Source organism: Gemmobacter nectariphilus DSM 15620 (genome assembly GCF_000429765.1).
GTDB classification, from domain to species: Bacteria; Pseudomonadota; Alphaproteobacteria; order Rhodobacterales; family Rhodobacteraceae; genus Wagnerdoeblera; species Wagnerdoeblera nectariphila.
Map to the genome: position 1 here is coordinate 15622 of NZ_AUCM01000005.1, position 19854 is coordinate 35475.

The following is a 19854-nucleotide window of genomic DNA, read 5'->3' on the forward strand; positions in this document are numbered from 1 at the left end:
CATGCACCCCGGCCTTCTGACCCTTGTGCAATGGCTCTCCCCGGCCTTCCCGACCGGGGCCTTCGCCTATTCCCACGGGCTGGAAACCGCCATTGCCGACGGCCGCCTGCCCGATGCCGCAGCGGTCCAGGACTGGCTGGCCGAGATCCTGCGCCATGGCTCCGGATGGCAGGATGCGGTTCTGCTGGCCTGCGGGCTCAGGGGCGGCAAACTCGACGATCTCTCCGATCTTGCCCGCGCCCTTGCCAGCAGCGCCGAGCGCCTCGGCGAAACCATGGACCAGGGCACCGCCTTTGCCCGAACCGTCGCCCATGTGACAGGCCGCCCGCTGCCGCCGCGCCCCCTGCCGCTGGCGGTGGCCGAAGCCGCCACCCCCTTTGCCCTGCCGGTGGCCGAGGTGGTCGCACTCTACCTGCATGCCTTCGCCTCGAACCTCGTCACCATCGCCGTGCGCGCCGTGCCGCTGGGCCAGTCCCAAGGCCAGGCGGTGCTGACGGCCCTGCACCCGCTGATCGCCCAATTGGCCAACCGGGCAACCACCGCCACACCCGACGACCTCGCCAGCTCTGCCTTTGCCGCCGACCTGACCGCGATGGCCCATGAAACCCTGCAACCAAGGCTGTTCCGCACATGAGCACCCACGGCCCCCTCCGCGTCGGCATCGGCGGCCCCGTCGGCGCCGGCAAGACCTCGCTGACCGAACACCTCGCCCGCGCCCTTGCCCCCCGCTGCTCGATGGCCGTCATCACCAATGACATCTACACCCGCGAGGATGCCGATTACCTCATGCGCGCCCAGGTGCTGCCGCAAGACCGCATCCGCGGGGTGGAAACCGGCGGCTGCCCCCATACCGCCATCCGCGAGGATGCCAGCATCAATCTGGCCGCCGTGGCCGACCTCACCCGCGCCTTTCCCGATCTCGACCTGATCCTGATCGAATCGGGCGGCGACAATCTGGCCGCCACCTTCTCGCCAGAACTCGCGGATCTGACGATCTATGTCATCGACACCGCCGCCGGTCAGGACATCCCCCGCAAACGCGGACCGGGCCTGACAAAATCCGACCTGCTGGTCGTCAACAAGACCGACCTCGCCCCCTATGTCGGCGTCGATCTTGCCCGTCTCGAACACGACACCCGCACCGCCCGCGGCACCCGCCCCTATGTCCTGGCGCAGGTCAAGTCCGGCAAGGGCATCCCCGACATCATCGCCTTTCTCGAAACCGAAGGCGGCCTGACCCTGGCCTGACCGCTCCTCCTTGCCTTTTTCCAAATACCCGCCCGCGGCAGGCGCGGCGCGCGGAACGCGCGCCGCCGGGCCCAAAGCCCTTGCGCGCCCGGCAGGGCGCGCAAGGGGTGCGGGAGCCGCCCCGAAATGCAAAAGGCCCCGCGCATCGCGGGGCCTTTCCACATTCTGAAACCCTGATCAGTCCAGCATCGGCAGCAGCTGGTCGACCGACTTCTTGGCATCGCCATAGAACATCCGGGTGTTCTCCTTGTAGAACAGCGGGTTCTCGATCCCCGAATAGCCGGTGCCCTGGCCGCGCTTGGACACGAAGACCTGCTTGGCTTTCCAGACCTCCAGCACCGGCATCCCGGCGATGGGCGAGTTCGGATCCTCTTGCGCCGCCGGGTTCACGATGTCGTTCGAGCCGATCACGATGACCACATCCGTATCGGGGAAGTCCTCGTTGATCTCGTCCATCTCCAGCACGATGTCATAGGGCACCTTGGCCTCGGCCAGCAGCACGTTCATATGCCCCGGAAGACGGCCCGCCACAGGGTGAATGGCGAAACGCACGTTCTTGCCCTTGGCGCGCAGCTTGCGGGTCAGCTCGCTGACCGATTGCTGTGCCTGCGCCACGGCCATGCCATAGCCCGGCACGATGATGACCGAATCCGCATCGTTCAGCGCAGCGGCCACACCCTCGGCGTCGATGGCGATCTGCTCGCCCGTCACTTCCATCGCCGGACCCGTGGTGCCGCCAAAGCCGCCCAGGATGACCGAGATGAACGAGCGGTTCATCGCCTTGCACATGATGTAGGACAGGATCGCACCCGAGGACCCGACCAGCGCACCGACGACGATCAGCAGATCGTTCGACAGCGAGAAGCCGATCGCCGCCGCCGCCCAGCCCGAATAGCTGTTCAGCATCGACACCACGACCGGCATGTCGGCGCCGCCGATGCCCATGATCAGGTGATAGCCGATGAAGAAGGCCAGCAGCGTCATGGCGATCAGCGCCCAGGTGCCTGCCCCGTTCAGATACATCACCAGCAGCACCAGCGAGCCAAGCGCCGCGGCCGCGTTCAGGACATGCCCGCCCGGCAGCTTTTTCGCCTTGCCGTCGACCTTGCCCGCCAGCTTGCCATAGGCGATCACCGATCCGGTGAAGGTCACCGCGCCGATGAACACGCCCAGGAAGGTCTCGACCCGCAGGATGGCCAGCTCGGCCGGCGATTTCTCGAACACCTTCTTGGCAAATCCGGCCAGCGCGTTCAGCGCATTGGCATCAGCGGTGGCCAGCATCTCGCTGATGCGGGCCATTTCGATCTCGGTGTTGAAGCCGATGAACACCGCCGCCAGACCGACCAGCGAGTGCATCGCGGCCACAAGCTGCGGCATTTCCGTCATCTGGACGCGCTTGGCGACGATCCAGCCGATGATGCCGCCCGCAACGATCAGGATGGCCGACAGCCACCACAGCCCCGCACCGGGACCGATCAGCGTTGCAACAACCGCCAGCGCCATGCCGACAATGCCATACCAGACCGCGCGCTTGGCGCTTTCCTGCCCCGAGAGGCCGCCCAGCGACAGGATGAACAGGACAGCCGCGACCACATAGGCAGCAGTGGTAAAACCGTATTCCATTGCCCCTCGCTCCTTACGACTTCTGGAACATGGCGAGCATGCGCCGGGTGACCATGAAGCCACCGAAGATGTTGATGCCGGCCATGAACACCGACAGCGCCGCCAGCACGATCACCAGCCACGACCCCGACCCGATCTGCATCAGCGCGCCCAGGATGATGATCGACGAAATCGCGTTGGTCACCGCCATCAGCGGCGTGTGCAGGCTGTGCGAGACGTTCCAGATCACCTGGAAGCCGACAAAGCACGACAGCACGAAGACGATGAAGTGCTGCATGAAGCTGGCCGGAGCGACCAGCCCCACCAAGAGCAGCAAGGCGCCGCTGACGCCCAGCAGGGTGAACTGGTTGCGGGTCTGCGCCTTGAACGCGGCAACCTCCTGCGCGCGCTTCTCCTCGGGCGTCAGCTCCTTGGCCTTTTCCTTGGGCTTTTGCGCGGCGATGGCGGCGATCTTGGGCGGCGGCGGCGGATAGGTGATCGCGCCGTCCTTGGCGACCGTGGCGCCGCGGATCACGTCGTCTTCCATGTTGTGGAAGATCACGCCATCCTTCTTGGGCGTCAGATCCGTCATCATGTGGCGGATGTTGGTCGAATACAGGGTCGAAGCCTGCGCCGCCATCCGGCTGGGGAAGTCGGTATAGCCAACGATGGTCACGCCATTGTCGGTGACGATCTTTTCATCCGGCACAGTCAGATCGCAGTTGCCACCGCGCTCGGCCGCCAGGTCGACGATGACCGAACCCGGCTTCATCATCTTGACCATGTCCTCGGTCCACAGCTTGGGCGCAGGCCGGCCGGGGATCAGGGCGGTGGTGATGACGATGTCCATGTCCGGCGCCAGCTCGCGGAACTTCTTCAGCTGCGCGTCGCGGAACTCGGGGCTCGACGGGGCAGCATAACCGCCGGTCGCCGCGCCGTCCTGGGCCTGTTCGGCAAAATCCAGATAGACGAATTCTGCGCCCATCGATTCGATCTGCTCGGCCACTTCGGGACGAACGTCAAAGGCCAGCGTGATCGCGCCGAGGCTGGTCGAGGTGCCGATCGCGGCAAGACCCGCCACACCTGCGCCGACAACCAGCACCTTGGCCGGGGGCACCTTGCCCGCTGCCGTCACCTGGCCGGTAAAGAAGCGGCCGAAGTTGTTGCCCGCCTCGATCACCGCGCGATAGCCGGCAATGTTGGCCATCGAGGACAGCGCGTCCATCTTCTGCGCCCGGCTGATCCGCGGCACCATGTCCATGGCGACGACGGTTGCCCCCTTTTCCCGAACTGCCTCAAGCAGTTCCGGGTTCTGGGCCGGCCAGAAGAACGAAATCAGCGTCTGGCCCGAACGCAGCAGGGCGACTTCGGACAGTTCCGGCCCGCGCACCTTGACCAGCACATCAGCGGCCTCGGCCACCGCGGCGGCCGTGGGCAGCACCTCGACGCCCGCTGCCGCATAGGCCGCGTCCGAGAACCCCGCCTTGGCCCCTGCCCCGCTTTCGATGCAGCAGGTATGACCCAATTTGGCAAGCTGAAGGGCCGAGTCCGGGGTCATGGCCACCCGGTTCTCGCCCTCGAATATCTCTTTCAGAGCGCCGATCTTCACCTGATCCGTCCCCCTTGTCCTGTCTCGACGACTTTACGTGGCGGCACACCGCCGGATTCCTTGCGCGCCCACATAACATTGCGCAACATTATTTCACAAGCCCGTGCTGCATGGCAGCGCAACATCATCCCCGTTGCACATTGCACATGGATGAAACGGCCGTTTGCCGCAACGTCCCGGTTGATTGCGTGACCGGGTGCGGCAAACTCGCACCAGTCAGGGAGGACACAATGTTACAAGGACGCCACGCCCTCGTTACCGGAGGGGGAACCGGAATTGGCCTCGCCATCGCCCAGGCGCTGGCCGCGCAGGGCGCGAAGGTCACGATTGCCGGCCGACGCGCCGATGTGCTGGACAGGGCGGCAGCGGCAACGCCAGGCCTGTTCCCGCTGGTGATGGACGTCGCCGACGAGGGCAGCGTGGCGACCGGCATCGCCTCGGCCATCGCCGCGCGCGGTCCGGTGTCGATCTGCATCGCCAATGCCGGTATCGCCGAAGGACGCGCGCTGACCAAGACCGACATGGCCTTCTGGCGGCGGATGATGGCGATCAACCTGGATGGCGCCTTCCTGACGATCCGCGAATGCCTGCCCGGCATGAAGGAAACCGGCTGGGGCCGCGTCATCGCCATTTCCTCGATCGCCGGGGTGCGCGGGCTGAAAGGCGCCCCCGCCTATAGCGCCTCGAAACATGGCATGATCGGGCTGATCCGCGCCTTGTCCGAGGATTACCTGGGCACCGCGATCACCTGCAATGCGGTCTGCCCGGCCTATACGGAAACCGATATCGTCACGTCGAACACCACGTCCATTGCCGCCCGTGCCGGGATCTCTGCGGACAAGGCGTTGCAACTGATGCTGTCGGCCAATCGCCATGGCCGCCTGGTGGCACCTTCGGAGGTGGCCGAAGCGGTGCTGTGGCTGTGCGGCCCCGGATCGTCCAGCGTCAACGGCCAGACCATCGAGATCGCCGGCGGTCAGGCCTGAGCCAGCCAGCCCCGCGCCTCGACCTCGGCCATATAAGTGCGGCTGACCGGCACCTGGCCACCATCGGTCAGCCGCAGAAAGATCCGCCCGCCTTCACGCCCCCCGCCGATCACCGCATCGGCCGCCACCCAATGGGACCGATGAACCTGCATGCCATCCACCCCTTCAAGCTCTGCCAAGGCGTCGGAAAAGCGCATCAGAAGGCTGGCCTCGCCGCATGTCGTGGTCACGTCGACATAATGATCGCGCCCCGAGATGCGCAGGACCGGCCCACGGCACTCTTCGGGCAGGCGCAGGGTCAGACGGGGCAGGATGGGGGCCGGTTCGTCATCGCTGTCCACAAAACCGGCCACCCCGCCTGTTTCGAGCCCGTGGCGCAGCGCGTTGACCCCCATGGTCAGGCAAAAGATGAAACCGCCAATCTCGATCAGCCCCGGCGGCATGGTCAGATAGGCATCCCCCGAAACCTGCGCGAGCCGATACAGCGGCAGCGTCAGCACCAGCGCCGCGATCAGCGCCGTCAGCGTGCCACCGCGCCAATAATCCTGAACCTTCCAGCAGGAATAGACGACGACCCGGATTGCCGTGGTCAGAACGATCGCAAGGGCAGTGATCACAACCCAGACCGCCAGCCGCTGGTGCAGCGGAACCTGTTCATAGCTGCCAAACGGCCCGGCAAGCGCCATCATGGTGGTCAACGACGCCCATGCGACCAGAACCGCCCTGGACCGGAGATCCTTGCGGATCCGGTTCAACAAACCTGTCATTCGCACTCGTTCACAAAGCCCCTGATGACAGGAATTATCATCGAAACCCGCCCCCGACAATGCGCTCAGCCCAGGATAGACTGATGACCGATCCCTTCGCCCATATCCACGACAGCTTTGCCCGCCAAAGCTTCATGCACACCCTGCAAGCCCGCCTGACGCACGTCGAGCGCGGGCTTTGCGTCATGACAGCGCCGATCCTGGAAATGACGCGCCAGCAACATGGTGCGGGACATGCTGGCGTGACCTTCACACTGGGGGACACCTCGGCAGGCTACGCCGCACTCTCGGTCTTGCCGCTAGGGGTCGAGGTGATGACATCGGAAATCAAGATCCACCTCTTGCGCCCCGCAATGGGGGACATGCTGGAAGCCACCGGAGAGGTGATCAAGGCCGGTCGCAGGCTGGTGATCGTGCGCTCGGACGTTCACGCGATCACCGGGGATCAGCGGGTGCTGATCGCCACGCTGCTGGGCACCATGGTGCCGGTCGATCCGTGATCAGACGGTCAGCCCCTCGGGCTCGGGCAGGCCATGGATGCGGCAACAGGCGGTCAGCGTATTGGCCAGCAGGCAGGCGATGGTCATCGGGCCGACGCCGCCCGGAACCGGGGTGATGGCCCCCGCAACCTCGGCCGCTGCCGCATAATCCACATCGCCGACCAGCCGGGTCTTGCCATCGCCCGCGTCGATCCGGTTGATCCCGACGTCGATCACCGTCGCGCCCGGCTTGATCCAGTCGCCCTTGATCATGCCAGGCCGCCCGACCGCCGCCACCAGAACATCGGCGCGCCGGCAAACGGCTGCCAGGTCTTTCGTGCGCGAATGGGCAATCGTCACGGTGCAGTTCTGCGCCAGCAGCAGCTGCGCCATCGGTTTGCCGACAATGTTGGACCGGCCGACGACCACCGCCTCCAGGCCCGACAGATCGCCCAGATGATCGCGCAGCAGCATCAGGCTGCCCAGCGGGGTGCAGGGCACCATCGCCTTCTGCCCCGTGCCCAGAAGCCCGACATTCGAGATATGAAAGCCATCGACATCCTTGGCCGGGTCAATCGCATTGATCGCCAGATCGGCGTTCAGATGCGCCGGCAGCGGCAGTTGCACCAGAATGCCATGCACGGCCGGATCGGCGTTCAGCGCGGCGATCACCGCCAGCAGCTCGGCCTCGGATGTCTCGGCCGGCAGACGGCGTTCAAACCCGGCCATGCCGACTTCGGCGGTCATCTTGCCCTTGCTGCGCACATAGACCTGACTGGCCGGATCCTCGCCCACCAGCACCACGGCCAGCCCCGGCACGATCCCCTGCGCCGCCAGCCCGGCGACATGCCCTGCCACTTGCGCGCGCACCCGCGCCGCGAATGCCTTGCCGTCGATCACCGTCGCGCCCATGACCTGCCCCTCTTCGCCTTGACCCAAATATCCCCGCCGGAGGCCCGGCAGCCGCAGGGGCTCGATGCCCCTGCGGCTGCCGATACAGCCAAATCCGCGCTCAGAACAGCCCTTCGACCTGCCCTGCGGCATCAAGACCAATGGTTTCCGCAGCCGGATGGCGCGGCAAGCCGGGCATGGTCATGATCTCGCCGCAGATCGCCACGATGAAGCCCGCGCCTGCCGACAGCCGCACCTCGCGAACCGGAACGGTATGGCCCTCGGGGGCGCCGCGCAACGTCGGGTCGGTCGAGAAGGAATATTGCGTCTTGGCCATGCAGACCGGCAGGTTGCCATAGCCCGCCGCCTCCCAGGTCGCCAGTTGCGCCAGAACCGCCTTGTCGGCCACCACCGCCCCCGCATGATAGATGCGGCGCGCCACCGTCTCGATCTTGGCGAACAGGCCCATGTCATCGGGATAGAGCGGCGCGAACCGCGCGGTGCCGCCTTCGGCCAGCGCAACAACCCAGCGCGCCAGGTCCTCGGCCCCTGCGCCCCCCAATTCCCAATGGCGGCACAGCACCGCCTCGGCACCATGCGCGGCGACATAGGCACGAACGGCGGCGATCTCGGCCTCGGTATCGCTGCTGAAATGGTTGATCGCCACGACCACCGGCACGCCAAAGCCGCGCACATTGGCGATATGGCGGCCAAGGTTCGCACAGCCCCGCGTCACGGCGGCCACATCCTCGGTGCCAAGATCGGCGCGTTCGACCCCGCCGTTCATCTTCAGCGCCCGCACTGTGGCCACCACCACCGCCGCCGCAGGCGACAGGCCCGCCTTGCGGCACTTGATGTCAAAGAACTTCTCGGCCCCCAGATCGGCGCCAAAGCCCGCTTCGGTGACCACATAATCCGCCAGTTTCAGCGCCGTGCGCGTCGCGATCACCGAATTGCAGCCGTGGGCGATATTGGCGAACGGCCCGCCATGAACAAAGGCCGGCGTATTCTCCAGCGTCTGCACCAGGTTCGGCTGCATCGCATCCTTCAGCAGCACCGTCATCGCGCCCTCGGCCTTCAGATCGCGCGCGTGGATGGGCCGCTTGTCGCGGGTATAGGCGACAACAATGCGCCCCAGACGGTCCTGCAGATCGGCCAGATCCTCGGCCAGGCACAGGATCGCCATCACCTCTGACGCGACGGTGATGTCAAAGCCGGTCTGGCGCGGATAGCCGTTCGACACCCCGCCCAGCCCCACGACACAATCGCGCAGCGCGCGGTCGTTCATGTCCATCACCCGGCGCCAGGCGATGCGGCGCTCGTCGATATCCAGCGCATTGCCCCAGTAGATGTGGTTGTCGATCATCGCGGCCAGCAGGTTATGCGCCGCCGTGATCGCGTGGAAATCGCCGGTGAAGTGAAGGTTCATGTCCTCCATCGGCACGACCTGCGCCATGCCGCCGCCTGCTGCCCCGCCCTTCATGCCAAAGTTCGGGCCAAGGCTTGCCTCGCGGATGCAGACCGCCGCGCGTTTGCCGATGCGCGCCAGCCCGTCGCCAAGGCCCACCGTGGTCGTGGTTTTCCCCTCGCCTGCCGGGGTCGGGTTGATCGCCGTCACCAGAATCAGCTTGCCATCGGGCCGGTCTGACAGGCTGCGGATAAAGTCCTGATCCACCTTCGCCTTGTCGTGGCCATAGGGCAACAAGGCGGACGAGGGGATCCCCAGGCGTGCGCCAATCTCCTGTATCGGCAGTTTGCGGGCGGCGCGGGCGATCTCAAGGTCGGTGCGGACGCTCATGCGGGCTCCTTGTGGCGGTTCGTGCCCCTTCCATAGCCCGGACAGCCGCGGGGTTCAGCCGGAAAACGCAATCCCCCGGGACACCGGGACACCGGGACACCGGGACACCGGGACACCGAAGGCGTTTCATTCCCGCTTTGACGCTGCAACCCGAGTCGCGCGGCAAGAAAAAACCCCGAAGATTCGCATCTTCGGGGTCTTTGCATCATGGTGCACCGTTTCAGGCGCTGGGTTCGGGCTCCATCCCGCCGCTGCTGCCGCGCGGCTTGGTCTTGGGAATCGAGATCAGGTTCGACAGCCCCCCGCCCTGATTGGACGAGCTGCCCGAATCGTCGTCGCTGTCCAGCGGTTCGCCAGCGATCACCTTGGTGATCTGATCGCCCGTCAGGGTTTCATATTCCAACAGCCCCTGGGCCAGACGTTCAAACTCTTCGTTCTTGTCCAGCAGAATGCGGCGGGCGGTCTCGTAGCCTTCGTCGATCAGGCGCTTCACCTCGGCCTCGATCAGCTTCTTGGTCTCGGCCGAAACCGAGAAGCCGCCCGTGTTGCCCTGATAGCCCTCATGCGCCTCGGCATAGTCGATGTTGCCGACCACGTCCGACATGCCCCAGCGCATCACCATGGCACGGGCCAGCGCGCTGGCCTGCTGGATATCGCCGGTGGGGCCGTTCGACACACGCTCGTCGCCGAACTTGATGATCTCGGCCGCCTTGCCCGCCATGGTCATGGCGATCTTTTCGCGCGCCTCGTCCTTGTGGAACTCGAGCCGGTCCATTTCCGGCAAGGACACCACCATCCCCAGCGCGCCGCCGCGCGGGATGATCGTGGCCTTGTAGACCGGATCGCATTTCGGCAGGTTGATCCCGACGATGGCATGGCCCGCCTCGTGATAGGCGGTCATTTCCTTTTGCGCCGGGGTCAGCACCATGGACCGGCGGGCAACGCCCATGATCACCTTGTCCTTGGCATTTTCGAAATCTTCCATCGTGACAAAGCGGCGGCCGACGCGGGCGGCCAGCAGGGCCGCCTCGTTGACGATGTTCATCAGATCGGCGCCCGAGAATCCGGGGGTGCCGCGCGCGATGGTGCGCAGATCGACATCCGGCCCCAGCGGAACCTTGCGGGCGTGCACGGCAAGGATCTTCTCGCGCCCCTTGATGTCGGGGTTCGGCACATGGATCTGACGGTCGAACCGGCCAGGGCGCAGCAGCGCAGGGTCCAGCACGTCCTTGCGGTTGGTGGCGGCGATGATGATGACACCCTCGTTCGCCTCGAAGCCGTCCATTTCGACCAGCAGCTGGTTCAGCGTCTGCTCGCGTTCGTCATTGCCGCCGCCGATGCCGACACCGCGGGCACGGCCCACCGCGTCGATTTCGTCGATGAAGACGATGCAGGGGGCGTTCTTCTTGGCCTGTTCGAACATGTCGCGCACACGGCTTGCACCGACGCCGACGAACATTTCCACGAAATCAGACCCCGAGATGGTGAAGAAGGGCACGCCCGCCTCGCCCGCGATGGCGCGGGCCAGCAGGGTCTTACCCGTGCCCGGAGGGCCGACCAGCAGCGCGCCTTTCGGAATCTTGCCGCCCAGACGGCTGAATTTCTGCGGGTTGCGCAGGAACTCGACGATCTCTTCCAGCTCTTCCTTGGCCTCGTCGATGCCGGCCACGTCGTCAAACGTCACCCGGCCATGCTTTTCGGTCAGCAGCTTGGCGCGCGACTTGCCAAAGCCCATCGCACCGCCACGACCGCCGCCCTGCATCCGGTTCATGAAGAAGATCCAGATGCCGATCAGGATCAGGAAGGGCATCCACAGCGACAGAATCGACATCAGACCCGATTCTTCCTGCGGCACCGCCCGGACCTCGACCTTCTTGGCGATCAGCCGGTCGGTCAGATTCTCGCCTCCCGGCTTGATGGTGGTGTAGCGGCTGCCATCCTTGGCCTGCACCTCCACCTTCTCGCCATCCAGCGTGACTGCCGCGACTGCGCCATCCTCCACCCGCTGGATGAAGTCGGAATAGGACAGCGTGCGCGACGATGTCGTCTGCTGCCCCCCACCAAACAGCGAGAAAAGCGTGACGATCAGCACCAGAAGCACGACCCAGAAGGCAATGTTGCGTGCGTTGCCCAAATGAAATCTCCCATACGCCGGGCAGGGCGAGCCTGTCCTGTTGGCGATAAGATAAGGATAACGGCGCCGGGTTCAATGTGCGAACGGCACCATAGCGAAACTTGGCCGCAGGCGCGCGGTCCATCCGGCGCCGAAACCGGCCAGTGGGGCCGCGATCAGGGACCTGCCTGACCAGACCGCCGGCCCTGCCATCAGCGAGGCACGCGGCAGGCCCGTGCTCCGCCAGTCCGGGCAAAGGCCGATCCCCTGCCCCAGCGCGCGGATCGTCAGGCCGGGGGCATGTGGCCCGTCCAGCGACCAGCGGCCATCCCATTCGGCATCCGAAGGCACCTCGAGCCCGCGCACCGCCTGCCATTCGCGGGCTATGCGCAGCATATCACCTTTTCGGGCGATCAGGCAGCCGGAAAGCGTGTGCCGTCCCCGCGCGGCAAGCCGTTCGGTCAGATCGGCCAGCGCGGCATGTCGGGCGGGCCAGTCCTGCCCGCCGATCAGCCGCAGCCCCGCCACCAGCAGGCGGCGCAGCACCTCGGCCCCCGCGCCGTCGCTGCGGATCAGCAGATCGCCGCGGTCCAGCGTCACACGGGCGGCCCATTCGCCGGCCATATGATCCGCGACCAGCCCGCGCGCCCCGTCCAGCGCGGCGGCGCTATGGGCGATGGCCTCGGGCGTCAGGCCGATGCCTGCCAGCACATCCAGCGCCTTGCGCACCCGGACGCGGGCATAGCCATCGTCCAGATTAGACGGATCCTCGACCCAGTTCACGGCGCGCGCGCGCAGATGGGCGCGCAGATCGGCGCGCGCGATATCCAGCAGCGGGCGGGCCCATGCCATGTCCTCGCGCTGAAAGACGGGCGCCATGCGGGCAAGCCCCTCCAGCCCCGAGGCACGGCCAAGGCGGATCAGGAAGGTTTCCGCAACATCGTCGCGGGTATGGCCCAGCCAGACCTGGCCAATGCCTTGCCCCAAGGCCCAGCCGCCAATCAGCCGATAGCGCGCCGCCCGCGCCGCGGCCTGAAGGTTGCCCGAGCCGTCCCAGCCGGTCCAGCGCAGGATGGTATGGGGAATGCCCCGACCGGCGCAAAAGGCGGCGACGGTGGCGGCCTCGGCCGCTGCCTCGGGGCGAAGGCCATGGTCCAGCGTCACGGCCTGCACGGGGATACCCCGCGCCGCGCCAATCGCCAGATCCAGCAGCGCCATGGAATCGCCCCCGCCGGACACCGCAATCGCCACCGGGCGACGGTCCGGCAAGGCATCAAAGGCGCGAGCAACGGCGGCTTCGGCCGCGCTCACGGGCAGGCCAGCGCCGCGCGTTCCGCCTGGGCCAGCGCCTCGGCCGGGTTGGCGGAATAGCGCACACCAACCTCGCCCAGGGTCAGACAGGCCTCGTGGACCTGCCCCAGCCGCCCCAGCGCACGGCCAAGGCGAAACAGCGCCTCGGGCGCGCGCGGGCTGTCGGGATAGCTGGAAAAGCTGTCCAGATAGCTGCGCGCGGCGGCCGCCGTCTCGCCCAGCCCTTCCAGCGCCTCGCCGCGCAGGAACAGCACCTCGCCGGTCAGGGGGCCGTTCGGCCAGGCCGCGGCATGGGCCGCAAGGAGACCTTCGGCGGTGCGAAAGTCACCTTGACCGAGCACCGCCCGGGCCCGGTCGAAATCAGCCTGTTCGCCCACGGCCGTCTGCGGCTTGGGCGCGGCCGGGCTGGCAGCCGCAGGTTTGTCGCCGCCCAGCGGCGCAGGACTGGACAGCGCCGACGGATCGCCGCCTTCCAGTTCGGTCACGCGAAATTCCAGATCGCCCAGGCGGTTGGTCCCATCGGCCACGATGCGGTTGACGCGCAGCTCCAGCTCTTCGGTGCGGCCGGTCAGGCGCATCAGCTCCAGCTCCAGCGCCTCCATCCGCTCCAGCATGGTGGACCCGCCGGGGCGCGCAACCGCCCCGGTCGTCATCAGTTCAGACCGCAGCGAGGACAGCTCTCCCCCCAGCTGGGTCAGTTCGGCCCGGATGTCGGCCAGCGTCTCGGCCCGGTCCTGCGCGGACCCGGCCAAAGGCCAGACGACCAGCGCCAACGCGACGAGCAGGCGGCGCATGTCAGCTGCCAGCCCCGACCGACAGCACGGTCACCGCGCGGCGGTTCTTGGCATAGCATTCCTCGGACGAGCACACCTCGATCGGGCGTTCCTTGCCATAGCTGATCGTGCGCACCCGGCCCGCAGAGACGCCTTGCGAGATCAGGTAATCCTGCGCGGCGCTGGCACGGCGGGCGCCAAGGGCAAGGTTGTATTCGCGGGTGCCCTGCTCGTCAGCATGGCCTTCGACGATCACGGCATACTGCGGATTGGCGTTCAGCCATTGCGCCTGACCGGCCAGGATCGTGCGCCCCTCGGCCGACAGGGTATGCTGATCGACCGCGAACAGCACGCGATCGCCCACGCGCTGCTGGAAATAGGCCAGCGACTTGGGATCGTTCGGATCGCCAAGGCCCGTGGTGCCCACGCCACCCGCGCCGAACCCGCTGCCGCCGGTGCCATCGCCATAGCCGCCCTGGCCATAACGATCGGGGTTGTTGCACGCCGCGAGGCCGAGCGCGGCGATCAGCAGGGCGGCCTTGGTGATATGGCGCATTGTCCTGTTCCGTTCCTTTTCAGGCCGCGACTGCCCGGCGCGGCATCGTTTCGTTCTAGCATCCTTGGGCCGCGATGGGAATCACCCCTGTCTCACGGCCCCGTGACAGATCAGGGCAACAGCGGCGACCAGGCCGGGTCGGACGCGCCGCCCTGCACCTGAACCATCCGCGGCGGGTTGCGCCCGGTGATATCGACCGTGAACATGCCCGGCGTGCCCGCAGGCCCGGCGCTTTCGCGGGTGAACATGATGACCCGGCCATTCGGCGCCCAGGTCGGGCCTTCGTCCAGGAAGCTGGCGGTCAGCAGACGTTCCTCCGATCCGTCGGTGCGCATCACGCCGATATGGAAACGCCCGTCGAGCTGCTTGGTAAAGGCGATCAGGTCGCCGCGCGGCGACCACACCGGGGTGCCATAGCGGCCCCGGCCCTGGCTGATGCGCTGCGGCTCTCCGCCTGCGGCCGACATGATGTAGATTTGCGACGCGCCAGTGCGGTCCGATTCAAAGGTGATCTGGCTGCCGTCCGGGCTGAACGAGGGCGCCGTCTCGATCGAGGGGGCCGAGGTCAGGCGGCTGGTCTGGCCTGTTGCGGTATCAAGGCGGTAAAGGTCGGTATTGCCCCCCTGCGAGGCCGAGAACACCACGGTCCGCCCGTCCGGGGCAAAGCGCGGGGCAAAGGTCATCTCGCCCGGCAGCTGGCCAAGGCCGCGCCGCGCGCCGCTGGCCACATCCATCAGCACGATCTGCGGAAAGCCGCTTTCATACGAGGTATAAAGGATCCGGTCCCCCGCCGGCGAGAAACGCGGCGCCAGCACCAGCGAGCGGCTGTCGGTCAGATATTGCAGGTTCGCGCCATCGTAATCGGCCACCGCCAGACGCTTGGCGCGCTGGTTCTTGGGCCCGGTTTCCGAGACAAAGACGATGCGGGTGTCGAAATAGCCCGACTCGCCGGTGATCCGGGCATAGACGGCATCGGCCACCTTGTGCGCCATGCGCCGCCAGCTTTGCGTGGTGCCGACGAATTGCAGCCCCTCGCCCAGTTGCTGGCCCGCGAACACGTCGAACAGGCGGAACTTGACCACCAGCCGCCCGCCCTGGGCGCTGACCGCCCCGGTGATCAGCGCCTGGGCATTGACGGCGCGCCAGTCCTCGAACCGCACGGGGGCATCGAAGCTGTCCAGCCGCGAGATATGCGCCGAGGCCGGGATTTCGCGGAACAGGCCGGTATTCACCAGATCCTGCGCCACCAGCGCGGTGATGTCGGCCGCCACCTTGCCACCATCGCCCACGAATTGCGGCAGGGCAAAGGGCATCGGCTCGATCACCCCGTCGGTAAAGCGCAGCTTCAGCTGCGCCTGTGCAGGTGCCGGGGCCAGCACCGGCAAGGCCAACAGCACCGCCAGCAGCGCCGCCCAAAGCCGTAGCGGTTGGGGAATGTGCATCTTGGTCATCTACGCTCCGGGTTTCCCCGCCCTCGTCCTTGGGCCTGCCCAGTCTGGGCCGGGGTCAGGCCGCGTTCCAGTCACGTCTGCGCCAGTTGCCAACGCGGGCAGCCGGCATCCGTTCCGTCATTCGCCCACGGCCGCTATCGCAGCCGCATGGCATTATAATCGAATTCCATCGTGATCTCGCGCCATTGGTCGTATTTCTCGGCCGGCAGCGCGCCGTTCTTGGCGCAGCGCATGATCGTGCGGCGCGCGATGTCATAGGCGCCGCGTTTTGCAGCGTCGCTCGGCCCCTCGGCGGACACCAGTTCCACCGACTCGACCGCCCCGTCCGGCTTCATCATCGCCTTGACCGTGACGACGGACCGCAACGTGTCGGTCGAGGCAGACCCCACGTTCCAGCACGCGCTGATCGCCCGGTGCAGCCCGTCCACCTCGCCCGAGGACAGCGGCGGGCCCGAGGCCGCGCGCCCTGCCCCGCCCGTTCCGGCCCCGGACGCGGCCTTTGCCGCAGCCGCGGCCGCAGCAGCCGCAGCGGCGGCGACCGCATCCTCTTTCGGCTCGGACCTGGCCGCCGGCTTGTCAGCGGCCGGTTTCGCCGGCTGGGCCGGTTTGGCGGGCTCGGCGGGTTTTGCAGTTTCGGCATGCTTGGCGCTGGCCGTTTCAGGGGCTTCGGTCTCGGAGGGTTTCGGCCGCGACTTCGGCCGGGCCGAGGATTGCGGCGCCATCGGCGCGGGGGCCGAATCCACCTTGGCGGTTTCCGTCGCCTCGGTCACCGTGCGGGTCGTCGCCTCTTTGGGCGCGGCCGCCTTGCGGGGCGGCTCGACCGGGGCCGGGGTCTCGGAAGGGGCATCCTCGACCGCCTCCTCGCGCACCGGGGCCTCTTCGGCCTCGGGCGGCGGGGCGGGCGTCGCCTCGGCGGCGACCCGGTCAACAGGGCGCTGGCGCGGGCGCGCGCTTTCCTGCTGGGCCGGCGGGACCGGATCAGGGACCGGCTGGACCGAGGGCTTGGTCACTGGCGGCTGCGGCACGGGAACCGGCTTGGGTTGCGGCACCGGCTGAGGCGCGGGAGGTTCGGGCTGGGCCTGCGGCTCGGGCCGGGCCTCGGGCTCTGGCGTCACCTGCGGCTCGGGGGTCGGCTCTGGCGCCGGATCGGGGGCTGGCGCCGGATCGGGGGCAGGTTGCGGTTTCGGCTCCGGCTCGGCCTCGGCAGCCTCCTCGGACGGGGCGGGCGCCGCCGCCTCGATCGCCGCGAATTCCTCGGACGTGACCAGCGAGACCTGGGTGACAGTCATTTCCTGGGCACGGTCGCGCGGAAAGAATACCCCGCCGACCGCGATCCACAGGATCAGGGCCCCGTGTCCGGCCCCCGAAACCATCATGCCCGTGCGATTGTTCATGGCTCAGCCGCCACTGGCCCCGAACCGCGGGCCGTCGGTATCGGTCACAAGGCCGATGCTGGTATAGCCCGCCGCCTGCAACGCGCCCATCACCTGCGCAACCCGGCCATACTCCACCCCGGCATCGGCGCGGATGAACAGCTTGGTGCTTTTGCGCTCGGTCATGATGGCGCGCAGACGCGGGATCAGGTCGGCATCGGCCACCGGCGTCGTCTGGATCGCCAGCCCGCCCGTGCCATCCAGCGAGATGGTCAACGGCTCTTCGCGTTCCGTCGGCAACGATTGCGCGGCGGTCTTGGGCAGCTCCAGCGGAACGCCCACGGTCATCAGCGGCGCGGCCACCATGAAGATGATGAGCAGCACCAGCATCACATCGACAAACGGCGTGACGTTGATTTCCGACATCGGCTGCGCGCCACCGCGCCCACGCCCCCGGCGACGCCCGCCGCCGCCTTTCTGAATGACACCCGCGCCCATGGCTCAGGCCGCCGAATCAAGCTGGCGCGACAGGATGGTCGCGAATTCGTCGGCAAAGGATTCGTAGTTGCCCACGATCCGGTCGCTATCGGCCGACAGCTTGTTGTAGAACACCACAGCCGGGATTGCCGCCATAAGGCCAAGGCCGGTCGCCAGCAGCGCCTCGGCGATCCCCGGCGCCACAACGGCCAGGTTCGTGCTTTGCGCGATGGCGATTTCCTCGAAGGCGTATTTGATGCCCCAGACCGTCCCGAACAGCCCGATGAACGGCGCGGTCGAGCCGGTGGTCGCCAGGAACGGCAGCGACTTGTTCAGCGCCTCGGTCTCGCGCGCGATGGCGACGTTCATCGCCCGGTCGATCCGCGCCTGGGCCCCTGCGATCAGCGCCCCATCCTGCCGGTGGCTGCGGCGCCATTCGGTCATCCCGGCCGCGAACACCTTTTCCGATGCGCCCTGCGGATCGGACCCCAGCGCCTCGTAAAGTTCGTCCAGCGGCTCGCCGGACCAGAAGGCGGCATCGAAATTCGCAGCCTCGGCCCGCGCCTTGCGGAACAGGAGGTGCTTTTGCACGATGATCGCCCAGGACCAGAAGGACATGACGATCAACAGGATCATCACCAGCTTCACGGTCAGGGTGGCGCGGGCAAAAAGTGCCAGCAAGGAGAAGTCGATCTCCTGCGCCATGGCGAGGGCTTCGGTTTCCATCAGGGACTGCTCGATCTTTGTGGCCGTCGCGCGGCGTATTGGCGCAGATTCTATAAGGAATAAAGGAGGAATGCCAACACATCTCCGTCAGGCGTGTTTCAGCCTGCGGAAAGCCGCCATGCAGCCGCAGCATGGCGGCCGCGGTCAGCCCGGAATGCCATAGGGCAGGACACCGCGCCGGTCCGGATCGACCGCCAGCCGGCGCTCCAGCGGGGGCACAGATCGCTGGTGGCAATCGGGCCGCTCGCAGATCCGGCACGAGATCCCGATCGGCTCGAACCGGCGGGTCAGGTCCAGATCATCGGCATAGACAAGGTTGGGGGCATGGGCGATCTCGCAGCCCAGACCAATGGCGAACCGGCGCACGGGGGCGGTGAAACTGCCCCCCGGCTTGGTCACATCCCGCGCAAGGCTCAGATAGCGCACCCCGTCCGGCGTCTGCGCCAGCTGGCGCAGGAAGCGGCCCGGCGTTTCAAAGGCCCGATGCACGTTCCACAGCGGACAGGCCCCACCAAAGCGCGCGAATTGCAGCCGCGTCGCGGAATGACGCTTGGTGATGGTGCCCGCCTGATCGACCCGGACAAAGAAGAACGGGATCCCCTTGAGCCCCGGCCGCTGAAGGGTCGACAGCCGATGCGCCACCTGCTCGATGCTGGCGCCGAAACGGTCGGCCAGACGCTCCAGATCGTGGCGTTCTTCCTGCGCGGCGGCGAGGAAGGCGGCATAAGGCATCTGGGCCGCACCTGCGAAATAGTTGGCCAACCCGATCTTGGCGATCCCCCGCGCCTCGGCCGTCTGAAAGCGGGCCAGATCCAGCGTCGCCTCCAGCAATTCGTCCTGCGTCAGCAGCGCGATCTGGTGGAGCAGCTGAAACCGCCGCGTCGCCTCGGGGATGCGGGCGGAAATCACCAGCCGCTTGCCCTCGGGGTCATAGGCGCGCACCAGTGCCGTTTCCGCAAAGTCGACGGCAATGCCGCGCGCCTCCAATGCGGCGAGCGCAGCCTGCACCAGATCGCGCCCGGCCGCGCCGCGCGCAAACCGCTCGGCCGTGCGGTCGACCGCGTCGATGTAATTGTCGCAATAGTGAAAAAAGTCGCGCACCTCCTCCCACGGGCTGGGCGCGGCGGACCGATCCTCGCGCCCCAGCGCCTCATCCAGCGAGGCCAGCCGCTCGCTGACCTGCCGATAGGCGCGGTGCAGGTTCAGAAACGACCGCGCAAGGCCCGGCGCGTTCGAGGCGACCAGCCGCAAATCCGCCTGTGGCGGCAGCCCCGCGCCAAAGACCGGATCGGCCAACGCCTCGCGCATGTCTGACACCAGCCGCTCGGAATCGCCCGTTGTCAGCTCGGTGACGTCCAGCCCGAATTCCTGCGCCAGCCGCAAGACGACCGAGGCGGACAGCGGGCGGTGATTGTGCTCCATCTGGTTCAGATAGGGCAGCGAAATCCCCAGCTTTTCAGCAAAGGCCTTTTGCGACAGACCGATCCGCCCGCGCACCTCGCGCAGCTTGGTTCCGGCATAGAGCTTTTGCGTGGCCATCGGCGCCCCCAGCTTTGCAAATTCAGCCTAGAATATTTGCAAACCAAGCCCAAGCCTTTCGTTTCGCCTTGATCCAAATATCCCCGCCGGAGGCATCCGACAGGCGCCACAGGCGCGACACCCGGCCAGAGGCAATCGCGTCGGCAGGGGGCACG

18 protein-coding genes are annotated in these 19854 nt (G+C 67.0%); 4 read left to right on the forward strand and 14 right to left on the reverse strand.

Annotated features, from left to right (window positions below; translation table 11 throughout):
* The first annotated feature begins 1 nt into the window (after window position 1).
* Window positions 2–634 (forward strand): urease accessory protein UreF, encoded by a 633-nt coding sequence (locus G481_RS0105090; protein WP_028029057.1) that lies wholly within the window; start codon window positions 2–4, stop codon window positions 632–634.
* On the forward strand, window positions 631–1248 hold the full coding sequence (gene ureG, locus G481_RS0105095; protein ID WP_028029058.1) for an urease accessory protein UreG: 618 nt from the start codon (window positions 631–633) through the stop codon (window positions 1246–1248). Before G481_RS0105090 ends, ureG begins: the two co-directional genes overlap by 4 nt.
* 177 nt (window positions 1249–1425) lie before the next feature.
* On the opposite strand, the gene G481_RS0105100 is transcribed toward ureG, so the two are convergent.
* Both G481_RS0105100 and G481_RS0105105 read right to left on the reverse strand, forming a co-directional pair.
* The gene (locus G481_RS0105100) at window positions 1426–2871 is read right to left on the reverse strand and encodes an NAD(P)(+) transhydrogenase (Re/Si-specific) subunit beta (protein WP_028029059.1); all 1446 of its coding nucleotides are present in this window, start codon (window positions 2869–2871) and stop codon (window positions 1426–1428) included.
* Window positions 2872–2884: 13 nt separating this feature from the next.
* Complete coding sequence (locus G481_RS0105105) at window positions 2885–4459, reverse strand: Re/Si-specific NAD(P)(+) transhydrogenase subunit alpha (RefSeq protein WP_028029060.1); 1575 nt, start codon at window positions 4457–4459, stop codon at window positions 2885–2887.
* A gap of 230 nt (window positions 4460–4689) precedes the next feature.
* Between G481_RS0105105 and G481_RS0105110 the strand changes: the two genes are divergently transcribed.
* Entirely contained in the window at window positions 4690–5445 is a 756-nt protein-coding gene (locus G481_RS0105110; protein ID WP_028029061.1) for an SDR family NAD(P)-dependent oxidoreductase, read from the forward strand.
* On the opposite strand, the gene G481_RS0105115 is transcribed toward G481_RS0105110, so the two are convergent.
* Window positions 5436–6212, reverse strand: coding sequence for a LytTR family DNA-binding domain-containing protein (locus G481_RS0105115; protein ID WP_084450642.1), 777 nt, complete (start codon window positions 6210–6212; stop codon window positions 5436–5438). The two genes, G481_RS0105110 and G481_RS0105115, sit on opposite strands and share 10 nt — an antisense overlap.
* Window positions 6213–6295: 83 nt before the next feature.
* Between G481_RS0105115 and G481_RS0105120 the strand changes: the two genes are divergently transcribed.
* Window positions 6296–6712, forward strand: a complete 417-nt coding sequence (locus G481_RS0105120) for a PaaI family thioesterase (protein WP_028029063.1) — start codon at window positions 6296–6298, stop codon at window positions 6710–6712.
* On the opposite strand, the gene folD is transcribed toward G481_RS0105120, so the two are convergent.
* The 11 genes from folD to G481_RS0105175 all read right to left on the reverse strand — a co-directional run bounded on the left by folD (window position 6713) and on the right by G481_RS0105175 (window position 19699).
* Window positions 6713–7603 carry a bifunctional methylenetetrahydrofolate dehydrogenase/methenyltetrahydrofolate cyclohydrolase FolD gene (gene folD / locus G481_RS0105125; RefSeq protein WP_028029064.1) on the reverse strand — a complete coding sequence of 297 codons (891 nt, stop codon included), beginning with the start codon at window positions 7601–7603 and terminating at the stop codon, window positions 6713–6715.
* A 100-nt stretch (window positions 7604–7703) separates the two neighbouring features.
* Entirely contained in the window at window positions 7704–9380 is a 1677-nt protein-coding gene (locus tag G481_RS0105130; RefSeq protein WP_028029065.1) for a formate--tetrahydrofolate ligase, read from the reverse strand.
* Window positions 9381–9600: 220 nt separating this feature from the next.
* Entirely contained in the window at window positions 9601–11514 is a 1914-nt protein-coding gene (gene ftsH / locus G481_RS0105135) for an ATP-dependent zinc metalloprotease FtsH (RefSeq protein WP_028029066.1), read from the reverse strand.
* Window positions 11515–11586: 72 nt separating this feature from the next.
* Window positions 11587–12804, reverse strand: coding sequence for a tRNA lysidine(34) synthetase TilS (gene tilS / locus G481_RS22905; protein ID WP_035025213.1), 1218 nt, complete (start codon window positions 12802–12804; stop codon window positions 11587–11589).
* Window positions 12801–13598 (reverse strand): tetratricopeptide repeat protein, encoded by a 798-nt coding sequence (locus tag G481_RS0105145; RefSeq protein WP_028029067.1) that lies wholly within the window; start codon window positions 13596–13598, stop codon window positions 12801–12803. The genes tilS and G481_RS0105145 overlap by 4 nt, the downstream gene beginning before the upstream one ends.
* A 1-nt stretch (window position 13599) precedes the next feature.
* Window positions 13600–14133, reverse strand: coding sequence for a peptidoglycan-associated lipoprotein Pal (gene pal / locus G481_RS0105150; RefSeq protein WP_028029068.1), 534 nt, complete (start codon window positions 14131–14133; stop codon window positions 13600–13602).
* A gap of 110 nt (window positions 14134–14243) precedes the next feature.
* Window positions 14244–15575 (reverse strand): Tol-Pal system beta propeller repeat protein TolB, encoded by a 1332-nt coding sequence (gene tolB, locus G481_RS0105155; RefSeq protein WP_154664538.1) that lies wholly within the window; start codon window positions 15573–15575, stop codon window positions 14244–14246.
* Between the two features lie 143 nt (window positions 15576–15718).
* Window positions 15719–16978, reverse strand: a complete 1260-nt coding sequence (locus tag G481_RS0105160) for a hypothetical protein (protein WP_035025216.1) — start codon at window positions 16976–16978, stop codon at window positions 15719–15721.
* A 3-nt stretch (window positions 16979–16981) separates the two neighbouring features.
* A complete protein-coding gene (gene tolR, locus G481_RS0105165) occupies window positions 16982–17455 on the reverse strand; it encodes a protein TolR (RefSeq protein WP_028029071.1) in 474 nt (157 codons plus the stop codon).
* A 3-nt stretch (window positions 17456–17458) separates the two neighbouring features.
* Window positions 17459–18160 (reverse strand): protein TolQ, encoded by a 702-nt coding sequence (gene tolQ / locus G481_RS0105170; RefSeq protein ID WP_028029072.1) that lies wholly within the window; start codon window positions 18158–18160, stop codon window positions 17459–17461.
* Window positions 18161–18304: 144 nt separating this feature from the next.
* The gene (locus G481_RS0105175) at window positions 18305–19699 is read right to left on the reverse strand and encodes a helix-turn-helix domain-containing protein (protein ID WP_028029073.1); all 1395 of its coding nucleotides are present in this window, start codon (window positions 19697–19699) and stop codon (window positions 18305–18307) included.
* Between the last annotated feature and the right edge of the window lie 155 nt (window positions 19700–19854).

Bases quoted from the DNA above. Each gene is read 5' to 3' on its own strand.
- G481_RS0105090 (WP_028029057.1), top strand. From the start codon at position 2: ATGCACCCCGGCCTTCTGACCCTTGTGCAATGGCTCTCCCCGGCCTTC.
- ureG (WP_028029058.1), top strand. From the start codon at position 631: ATGAGCACCCACGGCCCCCTCCGCGTCGGCATCGGCGGCCCCGTCGGC.
- G481_RS0105100 (WP_028029059.1), bottom strand. From the start codon at position 2,871: ATGGAATACGGTTTTACCACTGCTGCCTATGTGGTCGCGGCTGTCCTG.
- G481_RS0105110 (WP_028029061.1), top strand. From the start codon at position 4,690: ATGTTACAAGGACGCCACGCCCTCGTTACCGGAGGGGGAACCGGAATT.
- G481_RS0105115 (WP_084450642.1), bottom strand. From the start codon at position 6,212: ATGACAGGTTTGTTGAACCGGATCCGCAAGGATCTCCGGTCCAGGGCG.
- G481_RS0105120 (WP_028029063.1), top strand. From the start codon at position 6,296: ATGACCGATCCCTTCGCCCATATCCACGACAGCTTTGCCCGCCAAAGC.
- folD (WP_028029064.1), bottom strand. From the start codon at position 7,603: ATGGGCGCGACGGTGATCGACGGCAAGGCATTCGCGGCGCGGGTGCGC.
- G481_RS0105130 (WP_028029065.1), bottom strand. From the start codon at position 9,380: ATGAGCGTCCGCACCGACCTTGAGATCGCCCGCGCCGCCCGCAAACTG.
- G481_RS0105145 (WP_028029067.1), bottom strand. From the start codon at position 13,598: ATGCGCCGCCTGCTCGTCGCGTTGGCGCTGGTCGTCTGGCCTTTGGCC.
- pal (WP_028029068.1), bottom strand. From the start codon at position 14,133: ATGCGCCATATCACCAAGGCCGCCCTGCTGATCGCCGCGCTCGGCCTC.
- tolB (WP_154664538.1), bottom strand. From the start codon at position 15,575: ATGCACATTCCCCAACCGCTACGGCTTTGGGCGGCGCTGCTGGCGGTG.
- G481_RS0105160 (WP_035025216.1), bottom strand. From the start codon at position 16,978: ATGAACAATCGCACGGGCATGATGGTTTCGGGGGCCGGACACGGGGCC.
- tolR (WP_028029071.1), bottom strand. From the start codon at position 17,455: ATGGGCGCGGGTGTCATTCAGAAAGGCGGCGGCGGGCGTCGCCGGGGG.
- tolQ (WP_028029072.1), bottom strand. From the start codon at position 18,160: ATGGAAACCGAAGCCCTCGCCATGGCGCAGGAGATCGACTTCTCCTTG.
- G481_RS0105175 (WP_028029073.1), bottom strand. From the start codon at position 19,699: ATGGCCACGCAAAAGCTCTATGCCGGAACCAAGCTGCGCGAGGTGCGC.